This window comes from Winslowiella iniecta (genome assembly GCF_001267535.1).
GTDB lineage: Bacteria > Pseudomonadota > Gammaproteobacteria > Enterobacterales > Enterobacteriaceae > Erwinia > Erwinia iniecta.
Genome location: NZ_JRXE01000022.1, coordinates 60,950 through 86,342, shown reverse-complemented (window position 1 = coordinate 86,342; position 25,393 = coordinate 60,950). Strand labels below are relative to the sequence as shown.

The 25,393-nt window shown below is 53.9% G+C and carries 23 protein-coding genes; 6 read left to right on the top strand and 17 right to left on the bottom strand.

The features are described 5' to 3' along the window. Window positions 1-156 precede the first annotated feature (156 nt). The 4 genes from hemG to pepQ are packed head-to-tail and all read right to left on the bottom strand — an operon-like array spanning window position 157 to window position 4,147. Entirely contained in the window at window positions 157-693 is a 537-nt protein-coding gene (hemG, locus tag NG42_RS15820; RefSeq protein WP_052900632.1) for a menaquinone-dependent protoporphyrinogen IX dehydrogenase, read from the bottom strand. A gap of 18 nt (window positions 694-711) precedes the next feature. Then, entirely contained in the window at window positions 712-2,163 is a 1,452-nt protein-coding gene (gene trkH, locus NG42_RS15815; protein WP_052900630.1) for a Trk system potassium transporter TrkH, read from the bottom strand. A 35-nt stretch (window positions 2,164-2,198) separates the two neighbouring features. Next, on the bottom strand, window positions 2,199-2,816 hold the full coding sequence (locus NG42_RS15810) for an IMPACT family protein (protein ID WP_052900628.1): 618 nt from the start codon (window positions 2,814-2,816) through the stop codon (window positions 2,199-2,201). Beyond that, window positions 2,816-4,147 (bottom strand): Xaa-Pro dipeptidase, encoded by a 1,332-nt coding sequence (gene pepQ / locus NG42_RS15805; RefSeq protein WP_052900626.1) that lies wholly within the window; start codon window positions 4,145-4,147, stop codon window positions 2,816-2,818. The genes NG42_RS15810 and pepQ overlap by 1 nt, the downstream gene beginning before the upstream one ends. 188 nt (window positions 4,148-4,335) lie before the next feature. On the opposite strand from pepQ, the gene fadB reads away from it, so the two are divergent. Together fadB and fadA are read left to right on the top strand one after the other, a co-directional pair. After that, window positions 4,336-6,522: a fatty acid oxidation complex subunit alpha FadB gene (gene fadB, locus NG42_RS15800; protein WP_052900624.1), complete on the top strand. Its 2,187-nt coding sequence runs from the start codon at window positions 4,336-4,338 to the stop codon at window positions 6,520-6,522. Between the two features lie 10 nt (window positions 6,523-6,532). Beyond that, on the top strand, window positions 6,533-7,696 hold the full coding sequence (gene fadA / locus NG42_RS15795; protein ID WP_052900620.1) for an acetyl-CoA C-acyltransferase FadA: 1,164 nt from the start codon (window positions 6,533-6,535) through the stop codon (window positions 7,694-7,696). Between the two features lie 94 nt (window positions 7,697-7,790). Here fadA and fre read toward each other — a convergent pair whose 3' ends face one another. Together fre and ubiD are read right to left on the bottom strand one after the other, a co-directional pair. Then, on the bottom strand, window positions 7,791-8,492 hold the full coding sequence (fre, locus tag NG42_RS15790; RefSeq protein ID WP_052900618.1) for an NAD(P)H-flavin reductase: 702 nt from the start codon (window positions 8,490-8,492) through the stop codon (window positions 7,791-7,793). Window positions 8,493-8,539: 47 nt separating this feature from the next. After that, a complete protein-coding gene (gene ubiD, locus NG42_RS15785) occupies window positions 8,540-10,024 on the bottom strand; it encodes a 4-hydroxy-3-polyprenylbenzoate decarboxylase (RefSeq protein ID WP_052900617.1) in 1,485 nt (494 codons plus the stop codon). Between the two features lie 328 nt (window positions 10,025-10,352). On the opposite strand from ubiD, the gene rfaH reads away from it, so the two are divergent. Beyond that, complete coding sequence (rfaH, locus tag NG42_RS15780) at window positions 10,353-10,841, top strand: transcription/translation regulatory transformer protein RfaH (RefSeq protein WP_052900616.1); 489 nt, start codon at window positions 10,353-10,355, stop codon at window positions 10,839-10,841. 131 nt (window positions 10,842-10,972) lie between these two features. On the opposite strand, the gene hemB is transcribed toward rfaH, so the two are convergent. The 10 genes from hemB to udp all read right to left on the bottom strand — a co-directional run bounded on the left by hemB (window position 10,973) and on the right by udp (window position 20,133). Further along, a complete protein-coding gene (gene hemB, locus NG42_RS15775; RefSeq protein WP_052900611.1) occupies window positions 10,973-11,995 on the bottom strand; it encodes a porphobilinogen synthase in 1,023 nt (340 codons plus the stop codon). Window positions 11,996-12,047: 52 nt separating this feature from the next. Beyond that, window positions 12,048-12,830: a 3'-5' ssDNA/RNA exonuclease TatD gene (tatD, locus tag NG42_RS15770; RefSeq protein ID WP_052900609.1), complete on the bottom strand. Its 783-nt coding sequence runs from the start codon at window positions 12,828-12,830 to the stop codon at window positions 12,048-12,050. 93 nt (window positions 12,831-12,923) lie between these two features. Then, complete coding sequence (gene tatC / locus NG42_RS15765) at window positions 12,924-13,688, bottom strand: Sec-independent protein translocase subunit TatC (protein WP_052900607.1); 765 nt, start codon at window positions 13,686-13,688, stop codon at window positions 12,924-12,926. 2 nt (window positions 13,689-13,690) lie between these two features. Then, window positions 13,691-14,236, bottom strand: coding sequence for a Sec-independent protein translocase protein TatB (gene tatB, locus NG42_RS15760; protein ID WP_052900605.1), 546 nt, complete (start codon window positions 14,234-14,236; stop codon window positions 13,691-13,693). Window positions 14,237-14,239: 3 nt separating this feature from the next. Then, window positions 14,240-14,491 (bottom strand): Sec-independent protein translocase subunit TatA, encoded by a 252-nt coding sequence (tatA, locus tag NG42_RS15755; protein ID WP_052900603.1) that lies wholly within the window; start codon window positions 14,489-14,491, stop codon window positions 14,240-14,242. 116 nt (window positions 14,492-14,607) lie between these two features. After that, window positions 14,608-16,245: a ubiquinone biosynthesis regulatory protein kinase UbiB gene (gene ubiB / locus NG42_RS15750; protein ID WP_052900601.1), complete on the bottom strand. Its 1,638-nt coding sequence runs from the start codon at window positions 16,243-16,245 to the stop codon at window positions 14,608-14,610. Then, window positions 16,242-16,847: a ubiquinone biosynthesis protein UbiJ gene (ubiJ, locus tag NG42_RS15745; protein WP_052900599.1), complete on the bottom strand. Its 606-nt coding sequence runs from the start codon at window positions 16,845-16,847 to the stop codon at window positions 16,242-16,244. The genes ubiB and ubiJ overlap by 4 nt, the downstream gene beginning before the upstream one ends. Before the next feature lie 12 nt (window positions 16,848-16,859). Continuing rightward, window positions 16,860-17,615: a bifunctional demethylmenaquinone methyltransferase/2-methoxy-6-polyprenyl-1,4-benzoquinol methylase UbiE gene (ubiE, locus tag NG42_RS15740; protein ID WP_052900597.1), complete on the bottom strand. Its 756-nt coding sequence runs from the start codon at window positions 17,613-17,615 to the stop codon at window positions 16,860-16,862. Between the two features lie 76 nt (window positions 17,616-17,691). Next, complete coding sequence (gene rmuC, locus NG42_RS15735) at window positions 17,692-19,227, bottom strand: DNA recombination protein RmuC (protein ID WP_052900595.1); 1,536 nt, start codon at window positions 19,225-19,227, stop codon at window positions 17,692-17,694. A gap of 144 nt (window positions 19,228-19,371) precedes the next feature. After that, window positions 19,372-20,133: a uridine phosphorylase gene (udp, locus tag NG42_RS15730; RefSeq protein ID WP_052900593.1), complete on the bottom strand. Its 762-nt coding sequence runs from the start codon at window positions 20,131-20,133 to the stop codon at window positions 19,372-19,374. Window positions 20,134-20,411: 278 nt separating this feature from the next. On the opposite strand from udp, the gene NG42_RS15725 reads away from it, so the two are divergent. Further along, entirely contained in the window at window positions 20,412-21,248 is an 837-nt protein-coding gene (locus NG42_RS15725; RefSeq protein WP_052900591.1) for a dienelactone hydrolase family protein, read from the top strand. Window positions 21,249-21,305: 57 nt separating this feature from the next. Here the strand turns inward: NG42_RS15725 and metE are convergent, their stop codons facing one another. Beyond that, window positions 21,306-23,576 carry a 5-methyltetrahydropteroyltriglutamate--homocysteine S-methyltransferase gene (gene metE, locus NG42_RS15720; protein ID WP_052900589.1) on the bottom strand — a complete coding sequence of 757 codons (2,271 nt, stop codon included), beginning with the start codon at window positions 23,574-23,576 and terminating at the stop codon, window positions 21,306-21,308. Between the two features lie 144 nt (window positions 23,577-23,720). Between metE and metR the strand changes: the two genes are divergently transcribed. Then, window positions 23,721-24,662: an HTH-type transcriptional regulator MetR gene (gene metR, locus NG42_RS15715; RefSeq protein WP_052900587.1), complete on the top strand. Its 942-nt coding sequence runs from the start codon at window positions 23,721-23,723 to the stop codon at window positions 24,660-24,662. A 126-nt stretch (window positions 24,663-24,788) separates the two neighbouring features. Further along, on the top strand, window positions 24,789-25,271 hold the full coding sequence (locus tag NG42_RS15710) for a YehS family protein (protein ID WP_052900585.1): 483 nt from the start codon (window positions 24,789-24,791) through the stop codon (window positions 25,269-25,271). Window positions 25,272-25,393: the final 122 nt, after the last annotated feature.

The following is a 25,393-nucleotide window of genomic DNA, read 5'->3' as shown; positions in this document are numbered from 1 at the left end:
CCGGCGGTTCAGAGCTTCCTGAACCTCTCAACACCGTGGCCTGTAAGCCGTTGTTCCGTGTCGATGGAGGCGCATTATAGGGAGTTTCCGACGGGTGACAAGTATTTATTAGAAAAAACTTTCCGACCGGGTTAATTTTCGACAAAGCGCGTTTTTTTACTGCAATTTGCCGGGTAAATGAGCAAATTCCTGAGCAAAACGACCCACTTGCGCCCAGTCGGTATATTCCACTTCTTTACTCGTATCGGTTTCACCGCCCGTCATCCGCATAATAAGCTGAATCATCGTCCGGTCGAACCAGCGATAACGCGGATAACGCAGTGCGCCAGCAAATACGGCGCAGCAATCTGGCTGCCACGGAGACTGCAACAGAAACTTGCGGGTGTAGGCATTAGTCTGTGGCGTACGCTTCTCAGCTTTACGCGCAGTCAGATTGACCGAGAAGAAGCCGCTGACACGTTGTTGTAATTCCGGCAAATGGCGTTTAACGAATTTCGCTACCGCCGGATGGAAATGACCATAGCGGATCGATGCACCAATCAGCACGCGATCGTACTGCGACCAGTTAATCTCTTCGACACGCAGAATGTTGAAAATGTCGTACTCCATCTCCTCTTTTATACTGTTAGCTATATAAGAGGCGATTTCACGCGTCTGGCCATCACGGCTGGAAAAAAGAATTAGCGCTTTCATAGGTTTTACTCGTTGTTATTATTCACGCCAGAAGGTCGGGGTAAACAGCACCAGCAGCGTGAATACTTCAAGACGCCCAAACAGCATCGTTACAATCAAAATCCATTTCGCCACGTCATTCATCGACGTGAAGTTATCGGCCACCACACCAAGCCCGGGGCCAAGGTTATTAAGCGTAGCCGCTACCGCCGCAAATGCGGAGAAATCGTCAACGCCGGTGGCAATGATTGCCAGCATACTGAGGATAAACACCAGCGCATATGCCGAGAAGAATCCCCATACCGCTTCGAGAATACGTTCGGGCAAGGCGCGGTTTCCCAGTTTAATGGTGTAAACCGCATTAGGATGCACCAGCCTTTTCAGTTCGCGCGACCCTTGCTTAAACAGCAGCAGAATACGAATCACCTTCAAACCACCACCGGTTGACCCGGCGCAACCACCAATAAAAGCAGAACACAGCAACAGCACCGGTAAAAACAGTGGCCAGCGCGCAATGCTGTCGGTGGTAAAGCCGGCGGTGGTCGCCATCGATACCACCTGGAAGAACGCCTGATTTAATGTCTGCATACCGGTCTGATAGACATCGTGGAACCACAGCACCAGAGTACAGACCACCACCAAGGTCAGCTGCACGCCGATAAACATGCGGAATTCAGGATCTCGCCAGTAGACACGCAGGTTACGCCCACTGAGTAAAGAGAAGTGCAGGCCGTAGTTACATCCCGAGATCAGCAGGAAAATGGCAATAATGGTGTTGATAGTGGGACTGTTAAAATAGCCAATGCTGGCATCATGGGTTGAAAAGCCACCAATAGCGATAGTCGAGAAGCTGTGTCCAATGGCATCAAACAGCGGCATACCGGCAACCCACAATGCCACTGCGCAGGCCACGGTTAACAGCACATAAATCAGCCACAGGGTTTTTGCCGTTTCGGCAATACGCGGGCGCATTTTATTGTCTTTCAGTGGCCCAGGCATTTCGGCACGATAAAGCTGCATACCACCGACGCCGAGAATTGGCAGAATCGCGACCGCCAGCACAATGATCCCCATACCACCGAGCCATTGCAGCATTTGCCGGTAGAACAGAATCGCTTTCGGTAGCGAGTCCAGTCCCACCAGCGTGGTGGCACCGGTGGTCGTCAGGCCGGAAAAGGATTCAAAAAACGCATCAGTCACACTGAGATTCGGCTGCTCGGAGAAAATAAACGGCATCGCCCCGACGCTTCCCAGCACCGTCCAGAACAGCACCACGATTAAAAAGCCTTCGCGCGGCTTTAATTCACTCTTCTGTTTGCGGTTAGGCCACCACAGCAGCGCCCCGATAACCAGAGCCATAAAGAAGGTTTGACTGAATGCGCGACCGGCACCATCCCGATAGATCAATGCGACCAGACCAGGGACGATCATGGTTCCGGAGAACAGGATGACCAACAAACCGACGATGCGGGTAATGGCGCGAATATGCATTCAGCCGTTTCCTTAACCTGACAAATAGAGAGAAATTATTGTTTTATCGGGAGGAGCTGCAGTGCGCCCCGACTAAAGTCTGACAGATTCTGCGTAAATCCGGCAATTTGCGCATAAGGCAGCGCCAGACTGATTGAAACCACATCAAGAAACTCACTGTCCACCAGCTTGCCCTCGAAGCGCTTAATCATTCTTTCGATATCAGCCAGCTGCGCATAGTCGCAGCTTAGTCTGAACGACCGCATCGGTACTTTTTGCTGGCGAGCCAGCTGTTTCAAGCCTTGCTGGACGCCACCGCCATACGCTTTGACCAGCCCGCCGGTGCCCAGCTGAATACCGCCGTAGTAACGCACCACTACCGCGGTAATTTCACCAATATCACTTCCCATCAGCTGCGCCAGCATCGGTTTACCCGCCGTACCGGAGGGTTCACCATCATCAGAGAAGCCCAGTTGTTGCGAATCATCCGGCGAACCAGCAACCCAGGCCCAACAGTGGTGCCGGGCCGCAGGGTGTTCGCTTTTGATCTGCTGAACAAAAGCCCGCGCCGCTTCGACGCCATCGGTATGGGCCAACAGCGTAATAAAACGGCTCTTCTTAATGATTTCCTCACTGATGCTCAGCGACTCAGCGGGAATGTCATACGCATTCATCAGGCAAGATTCAGATCGCGCGTCATGTTTTCAACACGATTATCGTAAATCACCACATTATCTTCGATACGAATGCCGCCATAAGGTTTCAGGCTATCGATACGTTCCCAGTCAAAATACTGGCTGAACTTGCCTTCACGCCACGGTGCCAGCAAGGAATCGATAAAGTAGAGACCCGGTTCGATGGTCAGTACCATGCGCGGTTCCAGCACCCGCGTACAACGCAGATAAGGATACTGCTGTGGCGCGGCCAGATGAGTACCACGGTCATCCTGCATAAATCCGGCGACATCATGCACCTGCAATCCCAGCGGGTGGCCTAAACCATGCGGCAGGAACGGGCCGGTCAGATTCTCTTTCACCATCGCCTCTTCGCTCAGCCCCTTCACCAGCTGGTGCTTCAGCAGCAGTCGGGCAATACGCTGATGCATCTGCTCATGGTATTCGGTATAGCGCACGCCCGCTTTCAGCGTGTCGATCAGCGCCAGTTCTTCGCTGTTCAGATCGTTAACCAGCTCGGCAAACAAACTGTCGCTCTGCGCGGCATAGGTACGCGTCAGGTCAGCGGCATAACCGTTATATTCCGCACCAGCATCAAGCAGGAAGCTACGCAACTGCTCAGGTGGCTGCTGTTGCAACTGGGTATAGTGCAGTACTGCGGCATGTTCATTCAGCGCCACGATATTGCCATAAGGAACATCGGTGTCACGATGGCCGGTCGCGGACAGATAGGCGACGTTGATATCAAACTCGCTCATGCCGGAAAGAAAAGCTTCTTTCGCCGCGCGATGGCCAAGAACCGCCACCTTCTGTGCCTGGCGCATACAAGCCAGTTCATAATCGGTTTTGTAAGAACGATGATAATGCAGGTAATCCAGCACCCCTTGCGGGTTAACGCGATCAGCCGCAATATCCAGCTGAGTCGCACGCTGTGGCACCGGGCCAATATAGGCCACATTCTGACGCGCGGCGGGCAGCAGCTGGGCGATCTCATCCGCATTTTTCAGCTGAATGATCTCGATTTCATCGGTCCAGAAGCTTTGCGGCAGCGGCTCGACGTTATGCCAGTAATCAACCGGCGACCAGAACCACAGCTTCGGCTTATTCACGCCATCAACCCATAACCAGCAGTTCGGCACCTGCGTGACCGGCACCCAGGCTTTGAATTGCGGATTAACCTTGAAAGGGTAACTGTGATCGTCGAGGAAAACCGTCAGTAGCTCTCCGGAATGGATCAACATAGCATCCAGTTTAAAACGCGCTAACACCTGCTGCGCGCGCTGTTGCAGCACAGAAATATGATCTTTATACAGCGTAACCAGTGAGTTCATTAACTTCTCTCCGTCGCACTAAAAAGTGCCCGCATCTTATCACAGCCATGCAGACGATGCCGTTATGCCGCAGCTGTGATCTCGTTAGCAAATAAGCAAACTTCTATTTGCAAATAGTTAACATCAAACCCACACTCACGATCATCTGGTATGACCAGATCCCTTTATCGCTGTTTCAGGAGACTGACATGCTCTACCAAGGCGAAACCCTTTCTCTGCGCTGGCTCGATGATGGCATTGCCGAGCTGGTATTTGATGCACCTGGTTCGGTCAATAAGCTGGATACTAAAACTGTCGCCAGCCTGGGCGAAGCGATTAGCGTGCTGGAACAACAACCTGACCTGAAAGGTCTGCTGTTAAGCTCAGCCAAACCGGCGTTTATTGTCGGTGCCGATATTACCGAATTTTTATCACTGTTTGCCGCTCCGGCGGAGAAGCTTGAGCAGTGGCTGAAATTTGCCAACGCTATTTTTAATCGTCTGGAAGATCTGCCGGTACCCACCCTTGCGGCCATCAGCGGTTATGCGTTGGGCGGCGGTTGCGAATGCGTACTGGCAACCGATCTGCGCATCGCCACGCCGGATACGCGCATCGGTCTGCCGGAAACCCGGCTGGGCATCATGCCAGGCTTCGGCGGCTCGGTGCGATTGCCGCGCCTGCTGGGTGCAGACAGCGCGCTGGAAATTATTGCCGCCGGCAAAGATGTTGATGCCAGCCGGGCATTAGCTATCGGGCTGGTCGATGCTGTCGTGGCCACAGAAAAGCTGCGCGATGGCGCGATTGCCATGCTGAAAGCAGCCATCGCCGAGCCACAGAGCTGGCGTGCACGCCGTCAGCCGAAACTGGAACCCCTGAAGCTCAGCGCCATTGAAGCCGCAATGAGTTTCACCATCGCCAAAGGGATGGTTATCCAGACCGCAGGCAAACACTATCCGGCACCAATGAGTGCAGTAAAAACGATTGAAGCCGCCGCAGGCCTGGCACGCGATGCCGCCCTGACGCTGGAAACCAAAGCCTTCGTTCCTTTAGCCCGTTCAAATGAAGCGCGTGCGCTGGTTGGGATTTTCCTCAATGACCAGTATCTGAAAGGCAAAGCGAAAAAACTGACGCGCGATATTGCCACGCCACAACAGGCAGCCGTACTCGGCGCGGGCATTATGGGTGGCGGCATTGCTTATCAGTCGGCATCAAAAGGCGTACCAGTGGTGATGAAAGATATTAATCAGAAATCGCTGAACCTCGGCATAAATGAAGCCGCGAAATTGCTGAACAAACAGCTGGAACGGGGGAAAATCGACGGGATAAAACTCGCCGGTGTGATTGCCACTATTCAGCCGACTCTCGACTACAGCGGTTTTGAGCGCGTTGATGTGGTGGTGGAAGCGGTCGTTGAGAATCCGAAAGTGAAAGCCGCTGTTCTGGCTGAAACGGAAAGTAAGGTACGCGATGACACCATCCTCGCTTCCAACACTTCCACCATTCCCATCAGCTACCTGGCGAAATCACTGCAACGCCCGGAAAACTTTTGCGGTATGCACTTCTTTAACCCGGTGCATCGTATGCCGCTGGTTGAAGTGATTCGCGGTGAAAAAACCTCTGAGGCCACACTGGCGAAAGTCGTCGCATGGGCCAGTAAAATGGGCAAAACGCCGATTGTGGTGAACGACTGTCCCGGCTTCTTCGTTAACCGCGTGCTGTTCCCCTACTTTGCCGCTTTCAGCCTGATGTTGCGTGACGGTGCTGACTTCAACCAGATCGATAAAGTGATGGAGAAAAAGTTTGGCTGGCCGATGGGTCCGGCATGGTTGCTGGATGTCGTGGGTATCGACACCGCCCACCACGCCCAGAGCGTGATGGCCGACGGTTTCCCTGAGCGCATGAAGAAAGATTATCGCGATGCCATCGACGTGATGTTTGATGCCAACCGTTACGGCCAGAAAAATCAGCTGGGATTTTATCGCTGGCAGACAGACAGCAAAGGGAAAGCGAAGAAAGTCGCCGATGCCGATGTCGCCACCTTACTGCAAAACGTCAGCCAGCCGAAGCGCGAGTTTAGCGATGACGAGATTATCGCGCGCATGATGATTCCGATGATTAACGAAGTGGTACGTTGTCTGGAAGAGGGCATTATTGCCAGCCCGGCGGAAGCCGATATGGCGCTGGTGTATGGTCTCGGTTTCCCTCCGTTCCACGGCGGCGTATTCCGTTATCTCGATACGCAAGGTAATGCGCAATTTGTTGAACAGGCGCGGCAGTATGCCAGCCTCGGTGCGCTGTATCAGTTACCGGCGGGTCTGGAAGCCAAAGCGCAGCGCAATGAGTGCTGGTATCCGCCAGCTGAACCGATGGCCGATGCCGACCTGAAAACCGCGTGAGGAATAACTAATGGAAAACGTTGTCATTGTTGATGCAATCCGCACGCCGATGGGCCGTTCAAAAGGGGGAGCTTTTCGCCACGTGCGCGCTGAAGACCTTTCCGCCCATCTGATGCGTGCGCTGTTAAGCCGCAATCCGGCGCTGGAAGCGGCTTCACTCGACGATATTTATTGGGGCTGTGTGCAGCAGACGCTTGAGCAGGGTTTTAATATCGCGCGTAACGCGGCGCTGCTGGCTGAGATCCCACATAATGTTCCGGCCACTACCGTCAATCGTCTGTGCGGTTCATCGATGCAGGCACTGCACGATGCGGCGCGCGCGATAATGGTCGGCGATGCGCAGGCCACCATCATTGGCGGCGTCGAACATATGGGCCATGTGCCGATGAACCACGGCGTGGATTTTCATCCCGGCCTGAGCCGCACCGTCGCGAAAGCCGCGGGCATGATGGGCCTTACCGCCGAGATGCTGGCGCGAATGCACCAGATAAGCCGTGAAATGCAGGATCAATTTGCCGCGCGCTCTCATCAGCGTGCTTGGGCTGCCACGCAGGCCGGTCATTTCCGCAATGAAATTGTCGCCACTTCCGGTCATGACGCCGACGGCGTACTGAAACGCTATGACTTTGATGAAGTCATTCGCCCGGAAACTAACGTGGCCGGTCTGGCTGCGCTGCGCCCGGCTTTTGATCCGGCCAATGGCACCGTCACCGCCGGTAGCTCGTCAGCGCTCTCCGATGGTGCCGCCGCGATGCTGATAATGAGCGAATCCCGCGCCAGAGAACTCAGCCTGACGCCACGCGCGCGCATTAAATCCATGGCAGTGGTCGGCTGCGATCCTTCGATTATGGGTTATGGCCCGGTTCCGGCATCGAAACTGGCACTGAAACGCGCAGGGTTAAGCGTCAGTGATATCGATCTGTTCGAACTGAATGAAGCCTTTGCCGCACAGACACTGCCGTGCATTAAGGATCTCGGTCTGCTGGATAAGATGGATGAGAAGGTGAATCTGAACGGTGGCGCGATTGCGCTCGGTCACCCACTCGGCTGTTCCGGCGCGCGTATCAGCACCACTCTGCTTAATCTGATGGAACGGCGTGATGCGCAATTTGGTTTGGCGACCATGTGCATTGGCCTCGGCCAGGGCATCGCGACGGTATTCGAACGCATCTGATACGTTGATACTTGTGGTATTTGTTACTTTTCCCGCCTGTCAGGGGCGGGTTTTTTCATTTTTGTCGGGCAAACCATCGGTTTGCCCGTCTGGCTTAAATAAACGCGAAGGCGTCGCCATACATATGCGCTTCCAGCGCACCACGCTCGGCGCAGAAACGATCGCGGGCAATTTTCGCCATTTCAAACCGACCAGCAATATAAATATCGTGCTCACTCAGGGTACCGTAATCCTGCATTACCGCAGTTAAGACCGTACCGTTGCGCCCTTCCCAACCCTCTTCGGGCTGCTCGACTACCGGAATCACCTTCAGGTTAGGATGCTTAACCGCCAGGGCGTTTAACTCATCCAGATCGTACAGGTGCTTCAGCTCGCGCCCACCCCAGTAAATGGCGATATCGCGTTGCGGCTGCTGCGCCAGCGCGGTCAGCAGAATTGATCGGGCGTAAGAGAAACCGGTGCCACCGGCAATCAGGATCAGCGGGCGTTCGCCCTCTTCACGCAGCCAGGCATCACCATGCGGAATATCAACGGTGATTTCACGCTGTTGCTGAATGCGCTCCATTACCGCCATCGCATACAGGTTCAGCTCGGAAGCACCGATATGCAGCTCAATAATCTCTTTTTCCATTGGCGTGGAAGCCAGGGAGAATGGGCGCTTGTCACGCTCATCCATCACCACCATCAGATACTGGCCAGCACGAAAACTGAAATCAGCTTCCGGCACCAGACGGACTCGGTACACGGTATCGGTAATAGCCTCAACCGAGGTCACTTTACAGCTTAATGTTGTCATGCGTTCCCTCTGTCGGGTCGTCATTATCATGAGTTCGTCACGGCGAATTAACGCTGTGGCGACTGATTAAAAATGGCTAACTCATCCCAAATAGCATCAATACGTGCGGTAACCGCCGCATCTTTTACGATCGGCCGACCCCATTCACGCTGCGTTTCGCCAGGCCATTTATTGGTGGCGTCTAAACCCATTTTTGAACCCAGGCCGGAAACCGGCGAAGCAAAGTCGAGATAATCAATTGGCGTATTCTCAACCAGCACGGTATCGCGCGCCGGGTCCATACGCGTGGTGATCGCCCAAATCACATCATTCCAGTCGCGCGCATTTACATCATCATCACAAACAATAACAAATTTGGTGTACATAAACTGCCGCAGGAATGACCAGACGCCCATCATTACGCGCTTGGCGTGTCCGGCATACTGCTTTTTCATCGTCACTACTGCCAGGCGATATGAGCAACCTTCTGGTGGCAGGTAGAAATCGACTATTTCGGGAAACTGCTTTTGCAGAATCGGCACAAACACTTCGTTTAACGCCACCCCCAACACCGCAGGTTCATCCGGTGGGCGACCCGTATAGGTTGAATGATAGATGGCATTACGACGTTGCGTAATGTGCGTTACGGTGAAAACCGGGAAGTTATCGATTTCATTGTAGTAACCGGTGTGGTCGCCATACGGGCCTTCCGGTGCCATTTCACCCGCCTCGATATAGCCTTCAAGCACAATTTCTGCGCTGGCAGGGACTTCGAGATCGTTAGAGATACACTTAACCACTTCGGTTTTGGTGCCACGCAGCAGGCCGGCAAAAGCATATTCAGACAGCGAGTCAGGAACCGGGGTTACCGCGCCTAAAATCGTGGCTGGATCGGCACCCAGCGCCACCGATACCGGGAAACGCTCGCCAGGATGCGCCTTGCACCACTCCTGAAAATCAAGCGCGCCGCCACGATGGGACAGCCAGCGCATAATCACTTTATTTTTGCCAATCACCTGCTGGCGATAAATACCGAGGTTTTGTCGCTCTTTCTCCGGGCCGCGCGTGACGGTCAGTCCCCAGGTAATCAGCGGAGCGGCATCTTCCGGCCAGCACTTCATCACCGGGATACGCGATAAATCGACATCATCGCCCTGCCAGATCTCTTCCTGACATGGTGCATTGCGCAGCCGTTTGGTCGGCATATTCAGCACTTGTTTAAACTGCGGCATTTTATCGAACAGATCGCGGAAGCCTTTCGGTGGCTCCGGCTCTTTCAAAAATGCCAGTAACTTACCGACTTCGCGCAATGCCGTGACATCTTCCTGGCCCATCCCCATCGCCACGCGCTTTGGCGTGCCAAACAGGTTACAAAGCACTGGCATATCATAGCCTTTGGGATTCTCGAACAGCAGCGCCGGGCCGCCAGCACGCAGAGTGCGATCGGCGATCTCAGTCATTTCCAGTTCGGGATCGATCTCAAGACTGATTCGTTTTAATTCCCCGCGCTTTTCCAGCAGAGAAATGAAGTCGCGTAAGTCGTGGTATTTCATGCCTTTCCATCAATACGGCCGGTGAGTCGGCCATTATAAGGCTGAATCATCGGGCATGCTTGTTTTTGTTCCTGTTACGCTGAGCAACAGATCAACTGACGGCTATCTTTTAGCGCCCCCGAGTCTGATACAGATGAAGCGGGCACGTCAATTTCCATTTGTGCGCATTGTGATAAGCGAGCCGGTAAATCGTAGCGGATTTAACCCGGCAGATTAGGATATTTCGTAGATGATGTAACATAACGAATCCAGTCATTACGCTTGATGCTGCTACAACTCTCACCGCAGTTTTGCTATTCTTAGCCCCCGGTTATGAGAAAGTGAACTTATGGAATCCTGGTATTTACTGTACTGCAAACGTGGCCAACTACTGCGCGCTAAGGAGCATCTTGAGCGTCAGTCAGTGCATTGCCTTAGCCCAATGATCGCGATGGAAAAGATCGTGCGCGGTAAACGTACCGCCGTCAGTGAGCCACTGTTTCCCAATTATCTGTTTATCGAGTTTGATCCTGAAGCGATTCACACCACGACCATCAGCGCGACCCGTGGCGTCAGCCACTTCGTTCGTTTTGGTGTCCTGCCCGCAACGGTGCCGCAGGATGTGATTAGCGTGCTGCAGACAGAAACGCCGGAACATATGGTCGATCCGGAGACGCCACAACCGGGCGATGAAGTGCTGATTATTGACGGGACGTTTGAAGGGCTGAAAGCGATTTTCACCGAACCGGATGGTGAAGCACGCTCAATGTTACTGCTGAATTTGCTGAACAAACAAATTGTTCGCAGCATAGACAATAAACAGTTTAATAAGCTTTAAAAACGCGGAAGCCACCCGATCGCTGCGCGATAAATGTAGGGGAGCCGTTTTCAGCTCCCGAGCTAATGATATGCAGGTTTTCTACCCCGGCACAGGCGGCGAGAACGCCGCCCCTGGAGTAAAACCGCTCTCTAACGCTGCATCTGCTCATCGTGCAACCACTGGGCAACACGTTTTGAGAAGTAAGTCAGAATGCCGTTCGCACCAGCACGTTTGAAGCACAACAGTGATTCCATCACCGCCGGTTTCTCCGCCAGCCAGCCATTCTGAATTGCCGCCATATGCATCGCATACTCACCGGAAACCTGATAAGCAAAGGTCGGCACGCCAAAGCTGTCTTTCACGCGACGGATCACATCCAGATACGGCATACCCGGCTTCACCATCACCATATCCGCGCCTTCCTGCAGATCCTGAGCAATTTCTTGCAGCGCTTCATCGCTGTTAGCCGGATCCATCTGATAGGTCAGCTTGTTGCCGCCTTTCAGATTACCGGATGAACCGATGGCGTCGCGGAACGGGCCGTAATAGCAGGAAGCATATTTCGCCGAGTACGCCATGATTTGCGTATTCACCAGGCCGTCCAGCTCCAGCTTGTCGCGAATCGCGCCAATACGACCATCCATCATATCGCTCGGTGCCAGAATCTCAGCACCGGCTTCGGCGTGAGAATAAGCCTGGCGTACCAGAATCTCTTTGCTGATGTCGTTAATCACATAACCATGCTGGTCGATAATACCGTCCTGACCATGGGTAGTGTACGGGTCAAGCGCCACATCAGTCAGCAGGCCAAGCTCAGGCACCGCGGCTTTCAGTGCACGCACAGCACGCTGCACCAGACCGTCCGGATTGTAAGCTTCTTCCGCATGCAGGGATTTCTTATCGGCTTCAATCACCGGAAACAGTGACAGTACCGGAATGCCCAGTTTGGCAATAATTTCCGCTTCTTTTACCAGTACATCGATGGTCATGCGGAAGACGCCCGGCATCGAAGGCACTTCCTGCTGTTTGTTATGGCCTTCCATCACAAACACCGGGTAGATCAGATCATTGACCGTCAGTTGGTTTTCGGCAACCAGACGACGGCTGAAATCATGACGACGGACGCGACGCAGACGGCGGCCTGGGAAGGCACCAGGGAAAGCAAAACTCATTAGATAAATCTCCTATAAAAGACAGCACAGGCTGCCTTTGGTGGGATCTGTTCTAAGTGATATTGAACAGGTTCCGCGAATTTTTAGTGGTTTGCTGCGCTAACCATTCAGCATCTTCACCGCGCCAGGCGGCAACCTGCTGAACGATATGCGGCAGAAAACAGGGTTCATTGCGGCGGGATGGCGGCCGTGGTCTCATATCCCGGGGCAACAGATAAGGTGCATCGGTTTCCAGCAGCAATCGGTCTGCCGGAATCAGTGGCAACAGCTCACGCAGTTGCAGGCCGCGACGTTCATCGCAGACCCAACCGGTGATACCCACGGATAAACCCAATGCCAGGCACTCTTCAAGTTCAGAGCGGGTGCCGGTAAAGCAGTGCACCACCGCACCGGGCAGCTTAGCGAGCCACGGTTTTAAGATATCGACAAAGCGCGTATGGGCATCGCGACAGTGCAGAAACACCGGCATCGCCAGCTCCGCAGCTAAAGCGAGCTGCGCATCAAACGCATACTCCTGCTGATCGTGGGCAGAAAAGTTACGGTTAAAATCGAGTCCGCATTCGCCAATCGCCACCACCTGCTCACTTTCCGTCAGGCGGCGTAAGGTCGCAGCAGTTTCGCCGGACCACTCGCTGGCATGGTGGGGATGAACGCCGGCGGTAGACCAGCAGTAATTCGCATGCTGCTGCGCCAGGCTCTGCGCCTGCTGACTTTCCAGCGCATTGGTGCCGGTAATCAGGATGCCGGTTACGCCCGCTTCACGCGCACGTTTTACCACCTTCTCGCGGTCTTTGGAGAACTGCGTACTGGTCAGGTTTACACCGATATCAAACATATTTCTTTCCAAACAGTAACCGCCCTTACGGGCGGTTTGCTATGACTTTAAATTCCTCGCGGCATGGCCGGAATCACCTGGTTCTCCTGATAATCAGGATTCAGATTCGGATTCCTGTTCCTTATCATTATCCTGACGTCCTTTTCCTACATAGAACCGACCAAAGAATACGCCGACTTCAAACAGGCAGTACATCGGAATAGCGAGCAAAGTTTGCGAAAGAACGTCCGGCGGCGTCAGTAACATACCGACCACAAATGCGCCAACCAGCACATAAGGGCGTTTTGCCTTCAGATCTTCCGGGGTCGTCACGCCTGTCCAGCACAACAGCACGATGGCAATAGGCACTTCAAATGAGACGCCAAACGCCATAAACAGCGCCATGACGAAATCAAGGTAGTTATTAATGTCAGTGGCGATCAGCACGCCTTCCGGCGCGGTTTTGGCAAAAAAGCCAAACGCCAGCGGGAAGACAATAAAATAGGCGAAGGCCATACCGATATAAAACAGTGCTGAGCTGGAAAACAGTAACGGCATCACCAGTCTGCGCTCGTGGCGGTAAAGCGCCGGAGCAACAAATGCCCAGACCTGATGCAGAATCACCGGTATTGCAATAAATACCGACACAATCATCGTCAGTTTGATCGGGGTAAAGAACGGTGATGCAACGTCAGTGGCGATCATACTGGCACCGACAGGCAACTGTTTGATTAGCGGTGCGGAAACGATCTGGTAGATATCGTTGGCGAAATAAATAAGCGCCAGGAAGATCACGATCACTGCAATTATGCAGTTCAGCAGGCGCTTACGCAGCTCTATCAGATGACTGATCAGCGGTTGGGTATCTTCAACTGCCATGTTTAACGTTCATCGCTTGTGTGAGTGGTTGAGGCTGGAGTGCGCACTGTTGCCGCAGGCTCAGTCTTGACGACCGGGGCCGGTTTGTTCGCCGTTTCTGGCTGAGCTTCCGGACTGACCGCGGCAGGAGCCTGTGCGGGAGCGGTGGCTTGCCCATCCGCTTCAGCAGGTGTCACGCCGTCATGAGACGCCTTCGGATCTTTCACCAAAGGGTTGTGGATAGTATTGGCTTCGTCATCCGCTTTTTCGTTGTCGCCGAGATAAGTCCGCTTCATCGACTCCGCTGTTTTTTTCAGCTCTTCCATCGACTCTTTCAGCTCAGGTGACAGTGAATCTTTGCTGGCCTGCTCGACTTTTCTCAGACTGTCCTGCAGTTCCTGCAACTTCAACTCTTGCGCCAGTTCGTTTTGCACACTGGATGCCAGCGAACGCAGCGCACGAATCCAGCCGACCACGGTTCTGACCGCAACCGGTAGTCGTTGCGGGCCAAGCACGACCAGCCCGATAACGAACACCAATACCAGTTCACTAAAACCTATGTCGAACACGGCTTACACCTTGTCTTTGTCGTTCTTAACTTCTTCGCTTTTCGCGTCAGTGTGCTGTTTGTCTGCCAGAGTTTTGGCAGTGAAATCGGCATCCTGAGAGTCTTTCTCTTTTTGTTCATCATCGCTCATGGCTTTCTTAAAGCCTTTGATGGATGAACCCAGATCGGAACCAAGCGTGCGTAACTTATTAGTACCAAACAGAAGTACGACAATCACGGCAATAATTAACAACTGCCAAATACTGATACCGCCCATGTTATTTGCCTCTGAATTAAAGTAATAAAATGCTGGTGCGGGCAGTATATAACAACTCCCCGCAGGGTCGCGACGTAGACGCTTAGCTTAACGCGTCTTTTTACCGTTTATGACAATCAGTTTGTTTTACGCCAGCCAATCAGCCATGACACCAGTCCACCGGCCATCATCACTGCCGGCAACAGATCCCATTCAGGATGGGTGAGCAATATTGCCGTGCCGCTGACCAGTAGCGTCGCGCCAATGCCAAACAGGAAACGTGACTGATGCTGGCGAGTGCGCTGAACATTCATGTCGGTAACCAGTCTATCGACACTATGTTGCAAACGTTTATGTTGACGCAGGCTGTCGTAAAAAAGTTCCGGCAGCTCAGGGAGTTTTTCTGCCCAGAACGGCGCTTTTTCTTTCAGCGCACGCACAATCGCCGGAATCCCCACCTGGTCTTTAATCCAGTCTTCAAGGAATGGCTTGGCAGTTTTCCACAGGTCAAGTTGCGGATAGAGCTGACGCCCGACGCCTTCGACATACAGCAACGTTTTCTGTAGCAGTACCAGCTGCGGCTGCACTTCCATATTGAAACGTCGGGCGGTGTTAAACAGGTTCAGCAACACATGACCAAAGGAGATTTCAGCCAGCGGCTTCTCAAAAATCGGCTCACAGACGGTGCGGATGGCGAACTCAAAGTCTTCGACATTGGTATCCAGCGGTACCCAGCCGGAATCAACATGCAACTCAGCCACCTTACGGTAGTCGCGGTTAAAGAAAGCAATAAAGTTTTCAGCCAGATAACGCTTATCTTCTTTGTTCAGTGAACCGACAATGCCACAGTCGATACCAATATATTGCGGATCTTCCGGATGCTCGTAGCTGACAAAAATATTGCCGGGATGCATATCGGCGTGGAAGAAACTGTCGCGGAACACTTGGGTGAAGAACACCTGAACACCACGCTCTGCCAGCAGCTTCATATTGACGCCATGTTGCTCCAGCGCCACCACATCTGAAATCGGAATGCCGTAAATGCGCTCCATCACCAGCATCGACTCGCTGCAATAATCGGAATAGACTTCAGGCACATACAGCATTTTGCTGCTATCGAAATTGCGGCGCAGCTGAATAGCGTTCGCCGCTTCACGCAGCAAATTCAGCTCATCAATCAAGGTTTTTTCATAGTCAGCGACCACTTCTACCGGGCGCAGACGACGGCCATCCGGTAACAGACGCGGAACCCAGTGCGCCAGACGATAAATCAGCTTCATATCGGCTTTGATCACCGGCAGGATATCCGGGCGAATCACCTTGATCACCACCTGCTTGCCATTCTCTTTCAGCGTGGCGGTATGCACCTGCGCGATAGACGCCGATGCCAGCGGTTTAATCTCGAAATCGTCAAACCAGGTCTCAATCGTGGTGCCTAACGACAGCTCAATCTGACGACGCGCCAGCTCACCATCAAACGGGGCAACCCGGTCCTGCAACATCGCCAGCTGATCGGCAATTTGTGGCGGAAACAGATCGCGTCGCGTGGACATCATCTGACCGAACTTAATCCACACCGGCCCCAGTTGCTCCAGCGCCATGCGCAGACGCGCGCCCAGCGGCTGATCCTGATGCGAATAGGGGATCCAGAACACGCAGCGACGCCATAACCGAATCGGCAGAGTCATGCGCGTGCGGGGGATCAGTTCATCAAGGCCATAACTCAGGAACACCTTGATGATGTAATACAGCCGGCGAATTTCTCCCAGCGTCATTTCGCCTCCAGCGAATCTAACCGGGCGCTCAATGCGTCCAGTGAACGGTTTACGGCATCAACTTCTTCGGCAAACCAGGCCAACTCTAAAGCGCCCGGAGCCACACGCCACTCTTCGGTTAACACCTGTGCCGCATAGCTTTGTTTGCGCTGCACATCACTGCGCAGGAAATTGAAACCACGGCGGGCAAACTGGCTGATACCCTGCGCAGCGATATCACCAATCCACGGCGCAAGATACTCTGCCGGGTCCAGCTCAGCCATATCGATAAGCGCGGAGAATTGCTGCACCACTTGCAGATCGCCATCCACTTCCAGCTCGCCGCTGCGGATTAGCGCGGTAAGCTGCTGGCGATCGCGGAGTTTACGCAGCACAGCAATGCGGGTTTTAACGGTGCAATCGGTCGCATCCTGCCAGTCGCCCAGCACATCGACCTGTTGCTCACTGAACACCAGCGTCAACGGTTGTGACAGCTCTTGCAGATCGATGGCGAGGGTCTTGCCATTCAAACGTTGACGCGCCGCTTTCAGGCCACGATCGCGGTACAGAATTTGGTTAAGCGCGGTCTCCAGACCTGCGGTTAACAGCGGCGTTAAAGTCATTCGCTTTCCCGATTAGAACTTGAATCCACGGTGCAGCGCGACAATGCCACCCGTCAGGTTATGGTAAGTGGTGTTTTCAAAGCCCACATCCATCATCATCGCTTTCAGCGTCTCCTGATCGGGATGCATGCGGATGGACTCCGCCAGATAGCGGTAGCTCTCGGCATCCTGCGCCACCAGTTCACCAATGCGCGGCAGAATATGGAAAGAGTATGCGTCGTAAGCTTTATTCAATGGATCCAGCAGCGGTTTGGAGAACTCCAGCACCAGCAGACGACCACCCGGCTTCAGCACGCGGAACATCGAGGCCAGCGCCTTCTCTTTCTCGGTAACGTTACGCAGACCAAAAGAGATGGTAATGCAGTCAAAATAGTTATCCGGGAACGGCAGCGCTTCGGCATTGGCCTGCACATAGCTGACATTGCCGACCACACCGCTGTTACGCAGCTTTTCGCGGCCCATCTTCAGCATTGAGCTGTTGATATCCGCCAGCACGACCTGACCAGTTTCACCCACCAGACGGGAGAATTTCGCCGTCAGATCACCGGTGCCACCCGCCAGGTCTAATACGCGTTGCCCACGGCGCACGCCGCTGCAATCAATGGTAAAACGCTTCCAGATGCGATGGATGCCAAAAGACATCAGATCGTTCATCAGGTCATACTTCGCCGCTACGGAATGGAATACATCTGCAACCATGTCAGCTTTTTCGGTTTTCGCGACCGTGCGAAAACCGAAATGTGTGGTTTCCTGTGATTCATCTGCCATTTGTTTTGCCTGCTCCACAATCAAATATCCCCGAAGTGTACCAGAGTAAGGGTAGCCAGGCACGTTACCCCGGCGTTTATTCATTGATACGGCGCAGCATCTCACTCATCGGTGGCGCGGAGGATTCCTGCTGCTGATCGTCCGTTTCATCGGCGTCATTTTCCGCTGATTCCGGTAAAGCCTGCTCTGCCAGCCGTGGGTTTATTGGCCGTTTGACCTCAACCCCTAACTGGCGAAAACTTTCACTTTGGGCGATCAGGTTACCGCGCCCTTCAGACAGCTTTTTCATCGCCGAACGATAGCTGTCCTGTGCCTTATCAAGATTCTGCCCGATGCTGGTCATATCATCGACAAACAGCCGCATTTTGTCATACAGCCTGGCGGCACGGTCGGCGATACGCTGCGCATTGCGGCTCTGATGTTCATATCGCCACAGATTGTTGATGGTACGCAGTGCCACCAGCAGCGTGGTCGGGCTGACCAGCATAATATTTTGCTTCAGCGCCTCGCTAATCAGCTCCGGCTGTCGATCAATGGCCAGCAGGAAAGCGGGTTCAATCGGGATAAACATCAACACATAATCCAGCGAGCGTAAACCGGGCAATTGTTGATAATCTTTTCGGCTTAACAAACGCAGGTGCGCCCGAATCGCGGCGATATGCTCGCCAATCGCCTGCTCACGCGTCACGTCATCTTCACCATTAAAGTAACGTTCATAGGCCACCAGCGTCATTTTGGCATCAATCACCACATCTTTACCCTGCGGTAGCCGCACGATAACGTCAGGCTGCATCCGACTGTTCTGATCGACCTGCACATTGACCTGGGTCTGGTATTCATAACCTTCGCGCAGCCCGGACGCTTCCAGCACGCGGCTCAGCACTACTTCGCCCCAGTTACCCTGGGTTTTATTATCGCCTTTCAGCGCTTTAGTCAGATTGATCGCTTCCTGCGCCATTTGCGCGTTCAGCTGTTGCAGATTGCGAATTTCGTGGGAAAGCGTATGGCGTTCACGCGCCTCCTGACCAAAACTTTCCTGCACCTGACGGCGAAAACCATCAAGCTGCTCGCGCAACGGCGCAATCAGCCCGTTAAGGCTCTGACGGTTTTGCTCATCGACCCGGCGACCGCTGTTTTCAAAGATGCGATTCGCCAGATTTTCAAACTGGGCGGTCAGCCGCTGTTCACTGTTGGTCAGCAGGCGCTGTTTCTCTTCGGCCGCCATGCGCGTCTCTTCCAGACGGATGGTGACTTCGCGCAGTTCCGCTTCCTGTGCACTGTTGATTTCCAGCTGGTTACGCAGCTCGCGACTCAGTTGCTCGCTTTCGCTGCGCCAGTGGTCAAAATGATGCAGTTTTTCCTGCGCGGCGGCCAGCGCACCATGCAGCTGACGCAGCTCCTTTTCAAGGCGTTGCTGTTCCTGCTGCTGCGCCTGTAATTGCTGTTGCAGGCGTTGCTGTTCATGCTCTGCCTGTTGTAACGACTGCGCTAATAACCGGCGCTCGGTTTCCTGACTGCCCTGCTGCTGACCGTAACGAAAATGGGCAATAATCCAGCCTACCAGCAAACCTGCCAGTCCAAGGCACACGCCAAAAAGATATTGATTGTCCACTGCTCCTCCTGCACACCGCGTCGAACAGTGAAAAGGTAGAGGCGCACTGTATGAATGTCCAGATAAAAAGCGCGGGGAGTAACCGGCGGGATACAAGCGGACAATACGGGCGGCGGGAATGCCGCCCGTATTTGGGAAGATCAACTACAGCAGACGACGCGCCGCTTCAACGACGATTTTCACCGCATCGCTTTCAGTTTGCTTCATGGTCACCGCGTCCGGGATCTCTTTCTGCGTGCGGTTAACAATCACGCCAGCCACCATACCGGCACGCAGGCCCTGGCTGGCGCACATGGTCAGCAGAGTCGCAGATTCCATCTCGTAGTTCAGCACGCCCATCTGCTGCCACTCTTCCATCGAGCCCTGGTAGCGACTGACAACGCGGCCGGAGAAGGTGTCATAACGCTCCTGACCCGGATAGAAGGTGTCGGACGACGCGGTGATACCGATATGGGTGGTCGCCCCCGCCGCTTTGGCCGCCTCAACCAGCGCAGTGGTACAGGTGAAATCCGCTACCGCCGGGAACTCCATTGGCGCGAAGTGCAGGCTGGCACCGTCAAGACGCACCGAACCGGTGGTGACCAGCACATCACCGACATTAATCTCTGGCTGAATCGCCCCGGTCGTGCCAACGCGCAGGAAAGTGCGCACGCCCAGTTGCGCCAGCTCTTCAACGGCGATAGAAGTTGACGGGCCACCGATACCGGTTGAACAGACCACAACCGGCTTGCCATCCAGCTCAGCGCGATAGCTGGTGAATTCACGGTGGGATGCCAGGTGGACAGGGTTTTCCATCAGTGCCGCAATTTTTTTCACCCGCTCAGGATCGCCAGGCACAATCGCCAGCGTCGCGCCTTGCAGGTCGGCTTTAGTGATACCAAGGTGAAAAACGTCAGACTGGGCCATAACAGACTCCTGAATTGAAAAAAGTTGGAAATGCTAATGCGCTACTGTAATTCAATAGCTGGCAAAAATATGTGATTTCACTCACCGATGAATATGAAAATTACATTCAAATACATTAACACCGTGATATTAGTCACATAAATTCACTTTGTGTCGGTAATTTGCCACATCCGGGCCTGCGCTTATCCCCCGCTGAGTGTTAAAGAGGAGAGTAAATAGCCGCCGTGTAATCCTGGCTATAGTTATCTGATTGCGCTAATGCTTGCATGGAGAGGACGATGAAAACTGAAGATAACATGGCTCAAAAGCCAGGCAATAGTGGCTTCGCTCCTGCGGTTTCGCCTGCCGCATCGACCACCATTATTACCGACAGTACCGACATTGTATCTGGTGAAACCTCAATACCGACGCAGGGCGAAAATATGCCCGCCTTCCACGCCAGGCCGAAAAATGTCACTGCCGCCCTGCCGGTGATTATGGTGGTGCAGGAAATTTTTGGCGTGCACGAACATATTCGCGATATCTGCCGCCGGCTGGCGACTGAAGGTTATCTGGCTATCGCGCCAGAACTCTATTTCCGTCAGGGCGACCCTGCCGAGTACGACGATATCCCGACCTTATTTAATGAGCTGGTGAGTAAAGTCCCGGATGCGCAGGTGCTGGCTGACCTCGATCACGTTGCCAATTGGGCGTCACGTAACGGCGGCGATATGCGCAATACCGCTATCACCGGTTTTTGCTGGGGTGGCCGCATCAGCTGGCTGTATGCCGCGCACAATCCACAGCTGAAAGCTGCCGTGGCCTGGTATGGCAAGCTGGTCGGTGACAAGTCGATGAAACAGCCGAAACATCCGGTTGATATCGCGATCGACCTGAATGCACCCGTGCTGGGTTTGTACGGCGGCAAAGATGACAGTATTCCGCAGGAAAGTATCGAAGTGATGCGTCAGGCACTGCGCGCCGCCAATGCCGATGCCGAGATCATCGTGTATCCCGATGCCGGACACGCCTTTAATGCCGATTACCGCGCCAGTTATCATCAGGAGTCAGCGCAGGATGGCTGGCAACGGATGCTCGCCTGGTTTAAGCGTTATGGCGTCGCGCCTGCCGCTTGAGCATAAAAAAAGGGGCGCAAAGCGCCCCAACCAGTACCACACAACGACACAGTAAATTTAGACGTTCGCGTTACGCAGGTTCTGCGCCGCTTTTACCATATTGGCCAGCGCCTGGCGCGTTTCAGTCCAGCCGCGCGTTTTCAGGCCGCAGTCCGGGTTAACCCACAGACGCCCAACCGGGATACGCTTCGCGGCTTTCAGCAGCAGGGCTTCCATCCACTCAACGCTGGGTACGTTCGGTGAGTGAATATCATAAACGCCCGGACCGATTTCGTTCGGATACTCAAACTCTTCAAACGACTCCAGCAGCTCCATATCTGAACGCGAGGTTTCAATGGTAATCACGTCAGCATCCAGCGCCGCGATGGAATCCATGATGTCATTGAACTCGCAATAACACATATGGGTGTGAATCTGGGTGTCGTCCTGCGCCACGGCGGCATTCAGGCGGAAAGCATCCACTGCCCACTCCAGATAGGCGGCCCAGTCAGACTGACGCAGTGGCAGACCTTCACGCAGAGCTGGCTCATCAATCTGGATAATACCGATACCGGCTTTTTCCAGGTCTTCCACTTCATCGCGTAGCGCCAGAGCAATCTGCTTAGCAATGGTTTCACGTGACACATCTTCACGCGGGAATGACCAGCAAAGAATGGTTACCGGACCGGTCAACATGCCTTTTACTGGCTTGTCGGTCAGCGACTGAGCATATTTCGCCCACTCAACAGTGATCGTTTCCGGACGGCTAACGTCACCAATAATCACCGGAGGTTTTACGCAGCGTGAACCGTAGCTTTGTACCCAGCCATTTTGCGTAAACACGAAGCCATCAAGGTGTTCACCGAAGTATTCCACCATGTCATTACGCTCGGCTTCACCGTGTACCAGCACATCAAGCCCCAGACGTTCCTGCTCAACAATCGCCTGTTTAATATGTTCAGCGATGCCGGTGCGATAGTTGTTACTATCCAGACGACCCTGTTTGAAATCCAGGCGCAGGCCGCGAATTTCGGTAGTCTGCGGGAATGAACCGATAGTGGTGGTCGGCCATGCCGGCAGATTAAAGCGATTACGCTGTGCCGCAGCACGCGCCTGATAGCGGCTGTCGCGCTGGCTGTCTTTAGCGGTAATCGCGGCTAAACGGTGACCCACAGCATCATTGTGCACGCGGGTGGAGTGACGACGAGCGCGAATCGGTGCGCTCCAGGCTTCCAGTGACGCGGCATCGTTGTTATTCAGGGCGTGCGTCAGCAGGGACAGCTCGCCACACTTCTGCAAAGCGAAGGAGAACCAGCTTTTCACTTCTTCATCGAGACGCGTTTCAACACTCAGATCGATTGGGCTGTGCAGCAGTGAACAGGAAGAGCCAATCCACAGCTGTTTACGCTGACTCACCAGCGGCTGTAAACGTTCAAACCAGCTGCTCAGATCGGCACGCCAGACGTTACGCCCGTTAATCACACCGAGAGACAGCAGCCAGTCGGCAGGCAGTTTACTGTTCAGTGCCGCCACATCATCTTTACCGTGAACCAGGTCGACATGCAGACCGTTAACCGGCAGCTGGCGAATGGTTTTCAGGTTCTGGCTGATGCTGTCGAAATAGGTGGTCAGCAGCAGTTTGGTCTGGCCCTGCAGCACATCGTAAGCCGGTTTGAAGGCGTTCAGCCACTCGTCAGGCAGTTCGAGAACCAGCGCCGGTTCATCGATCTGTACCCATTCGATATCACGTTTTGCCAGCTCAGCCAGTACCTGCTGATACACCGGCAGAATGTCTTTCAGCAGGCTCAGGCGGTCAAACTGTTCGCCTTTCACTTTACCCAGCCACAGATAAGTCACCGGGCCAAGCAGCACAGGTTTGACTTTATGTCCCCGCGCCAGCGCTTCGTCGACTTCTTCCAGCAGCTGAGTCCAGGTCAGTTTAAACTGCTGACCTTTAACAAACTCAGGCACCATATAGTGATAGTTGGTGTTAAACCATTTGGTCATTTCTGCTGCCGCAGCCGGTTCGCCGCCTGGCGCACGTCCACGGCCGAGGCGGAACAGAGTGTCGAGATCGACAGAACCGTCTTTATTCTGATGGCGAGCTGGTACGTTACCCAGCAGCAGACTGGTGGTCAGCACGTGATCGTACCAGGCGAAATCGCCAACCGGCAGCAGGTCAACGCCGGCATCTTTCTGTTGCTGCCAGTGACGAGCACGCAGCTCGCGACCCACAGCCAGTAATTCTTGCTGGTTGCTGTTACCTGCCCAGTAGCTTTCTTGCGCTTTTTTCAGTTCGCGACGCAGACCGACGCGTGGAAATCCGAGTGTATGGTTCAGAATGGTCATATCTTTGTCCTGTAAAGTTATCTCAAACTGGGCAAGTTAGATTTGCCAGGTCATTTAGCCGTCCAGATGTTTACACCGCTATAATGTGCAGGTACTGTATGAACCACAAGCGCAAATTGTTCATTATCGATGTGAAGGACTCTCATGATCGAACTCAAACACCTGCGGACGCTGCAGGCCTTAAGGAATACTGGCTCACTGGCCGCCGCCGCCGCACAGTTGCATCAAACGCAGTCGGCGTTATCACACCAGTTCAGCGATCTGGAGCAACGCCTCGGCTTCCGTCTGTTTGTGCGGAAAAGCCAGCCGCTGCGTTTTACTCCGCAGGGTGAGATTCTGTTGCAGCTGGCGGAACAGGTGCTGCCGCAGATTCAGCAAGCCTTACAGGCGTGCCATGAGCCGCATCAGACCACGCTGCGTATCGCCATTGAGTGCCATAGCTGCATTCAGTGGCTGACCCCGGCACTGGACAATTTCCGTCAGAGCTGGCCGCAAGTGGTGGTGGACTTTAAATCAGGCGTGACCTTTGATCCGCAACCGGCGCTGCAACAGGGTGAGCTGGATGTGGTGCTGACCTCAGATATCTTGCCGCGCAGTGGCCTGAACTATTCACCGATGTTTGATTTTGAAGTCAGGCTGGTACTGGCTCCCGACCATCCGCTGGCGCAAGTTGAGTCAATTTCACCTGAAGACCTCGCCAGTGAAGTGCTGATGATCTATCCGGTACAGCGCCATCGCCTCGATATCTGGCGTCATTTTTTGCAACCGGCGGGCGTCAGTCCGGCACTGAAAAGCGTCGACAATACCTTGCTGCTGATTCAGATGGTTGCGGCACGCATGGGAATTGCCGCGCTGCCGCACTGGGTGGTGGAGAGCTTTGAACATCAGGGGCTGATTGTCACCAAAACCCTGGGGGACGGCCTGTGGAGCCGCCTGTATGCCGCCGTGCGCGACGGTGAGCAGCGCCAGCCGGTGGTCGAGGCGTTTATCCGCTCCGCACGCCAGCACGCCTGCAATCATCTGCCATTTGTCCGCGATGCATCGCGCCCCGGCACACCGTTACCGCTGACTGTCAGCCACCTCTGAGGGCGTTCACCCAAAAAAACCGTATTACGCGTCAGAGGCGGCGTTCTCGCCGCCCGTCGGATGCAACTTCAGGGGCGAAGTGTATAATGCGGCGCAATGCATTCCTTAACCTGAAGAGATTTCAATATGACCAATAACGATGTGTTACGCAGCGTGCGCTACATGCTGGAAATGAGTGACGCGAAAATGGTCAGTACGCTGGCACTGTCGGAGAGCGAAGTCTCTCTCGAAGAGATGCAGGCGTTCCTGAAAAAGGAAGATGAAGAGGGCTTTCGTCCGGTGCCGGACGTGCTGATGGGCTATTTCCTGAACGGTCTGATTTTTTCCCTGCGCGGCAAAAGCGAAGAAGCACCGGTGCCATCCATCGAGCGTAAGATGACGAACAATATCATCCTGAAAAAGCTGCGTGTGGCGTTTAACCTGAAAACCACCGATATCACTGAAATCCTGCAACTGGCAGACTTTGCCGTTTCTCAGGCGGAGATCGGTGCTATCTTCCGTAAGCCTGGGCATAAAAACTATCGCGAATGTGGCGATCAGATTTTAAGAAACTTTTTAAAAGGACTGACCAAAAAAATCCGTCCTGCTAATTCTGCCGCTAAAGCCTGATAGCCAGCAGAGTGTGCCGGAGCGGTTCCCCGCTCCGGTTCGCCTTATCCCTTCACGCTTTTACCCACTATCCAGCGTTTATGTACCCACAGTGACGCGCAGATCACCGTCGCGCCAATCAG

Excerpts from the sequence above, each read along its gene's own strand:
- metE (WP_052900589.1), bottom strand. The coding sequence starts at position 23,576 with ATGACCATTCTGAACCATACACTCGGATTTCCACGCGTCGGTCTGCGT.
- NG42_RS15810 (WP_052900628.1), bottom strand. The coding sequence starts at position 2,816 with ATGAATGCGTATGACATTCCCGCTGAGTCGCTGAGCATCAGTGAGGAA.
- trkH (WP_052900630.1), bottom strand. The coding sequence starts at position 2,163 with ATGCATATTCGCGCCATTACCCGCATCGTCGGTTTGTTGGTCATCCTG.
- metR (WP_052900587.1), top strand. The coding sequence starts at position 23,721 with ATGATCGAACTCAAACACCTGCGGACGCTGCAGGCCTTAAGGAATACT.
- hemB (WP_052900611.1), bottom strand. The coding sequence starts at position 11,995 with ATGAGTTTTGCTTTCCCTGGTGCCTTCCCAGGCCGCCGTCTGCGTCGC.
- fadB (WP_052900624.1), top strand. The coding sequence starts at position 4,336 with ATGCTCTACCAAGGCGAAACCCTTTCTCTGCGCTGGCTCGATGATGGC.
- rfaH (WP_052900616.1), top strand. The coding sequence starts at position 10,353 with ATGGAATCCTGGTATTTACTGTACTGCAAACGTGGCCAACTACTGCGC.
- ubiJ (WP_052900599.1), bottom strand. The coding sequence starts at position 16,847 with ATGACTTTAACGCCGCTGTTAACCGCAGGTCTGGAGACCGCGCTTAAC.
- NG42_RS15710 (WP_052900585.1), top strand. The coding sequence starts at position 24,789 with ATGACCAATAACGATGTGTTACGCAGCGTGCGCTACATGCTGGAAATG.
- ubiE (WP_052900597.1), bottom strand. The coding sequence starts at position 17,615 with ATGGCAGATGAATCACAGGAAACCACACATTTCGGTTTTCGCACGGTC.
- hemG (WP_052900632.1), bottom strand. The coding sequence starts at position 693 with ATGAAAGCGCTAATTCTTTTTTCCAGCCGTGATGGCCAGACGCGTGAA.
- fre (WP_052900618.1), bottom strand. The coding sequence starts at position 8,492 with ATGACAACATTAAGCTGTAAAGTGACCTCGGTTGAGGCTATTACCGAT.
- NG42_RS15725 (WP_052900591.1), top strand. The coding sequence starts at position 20,412 with ATGAAAACTGAAGATAACATGGCTCAAAAGCCAGGCAATAGTGGCTTC.
- udp (WP_052900593.1), bottom strand. The coding sequence starts at position 20,133 with ATGGCCCAGTCTGACGTTTTTCACCTTGGTATCACTAAAGCCGACCTG.
- ubiB (WP_052900601.1), bottom strand. The coding sequence starts at position 16,245 with ATGACGCTGGGAGAAATTCGCCGGCTGTATTACATCATCAAGGTGTTC.
- pepQ (WP_052900626.1), bottom strand. The coding sequence starts at position 4,147 with ATGAACTCACTGGTTACGCTGTATAAAGATCATATTTCTGTGCTGCAA.
- tatA (WP_052900603.1), bottom strand. The coding sequence starts at position 14,491 with ATGGGCGGTATCAGTATTTGGCAGTTGTTAATTATTGCCGTGATTGTC.
- ubiD (WP_052900617.1), bottom strand. The coding sequence starts at position 10,024 with ATGAAATACCACGACTTACGCGACTTCATTTCTCTGCTGGAAAAGCGC.
- fadA (WP_052900620.1), top strand. The coding sequence starts at position 6,533 with ATGGAAAACGTTGTCATTGTTGATGCAATCCGCACGCCGATGGGCCGT.
- tatC (WP_052900607.1), bottom strand. The coding sequence starts at position 13,688 with ATGGCAGTTGAAGATACCCAACCGCTGATCAGTCATCTGATAGAGCTG.
- tatD (WP_052900609.1), bottom strand. The coding sequence starts at position 12,830 with ATGTTTGATATCGGTGTAAACCTGACCAGTACGCAGTTCTCCAAAGAC.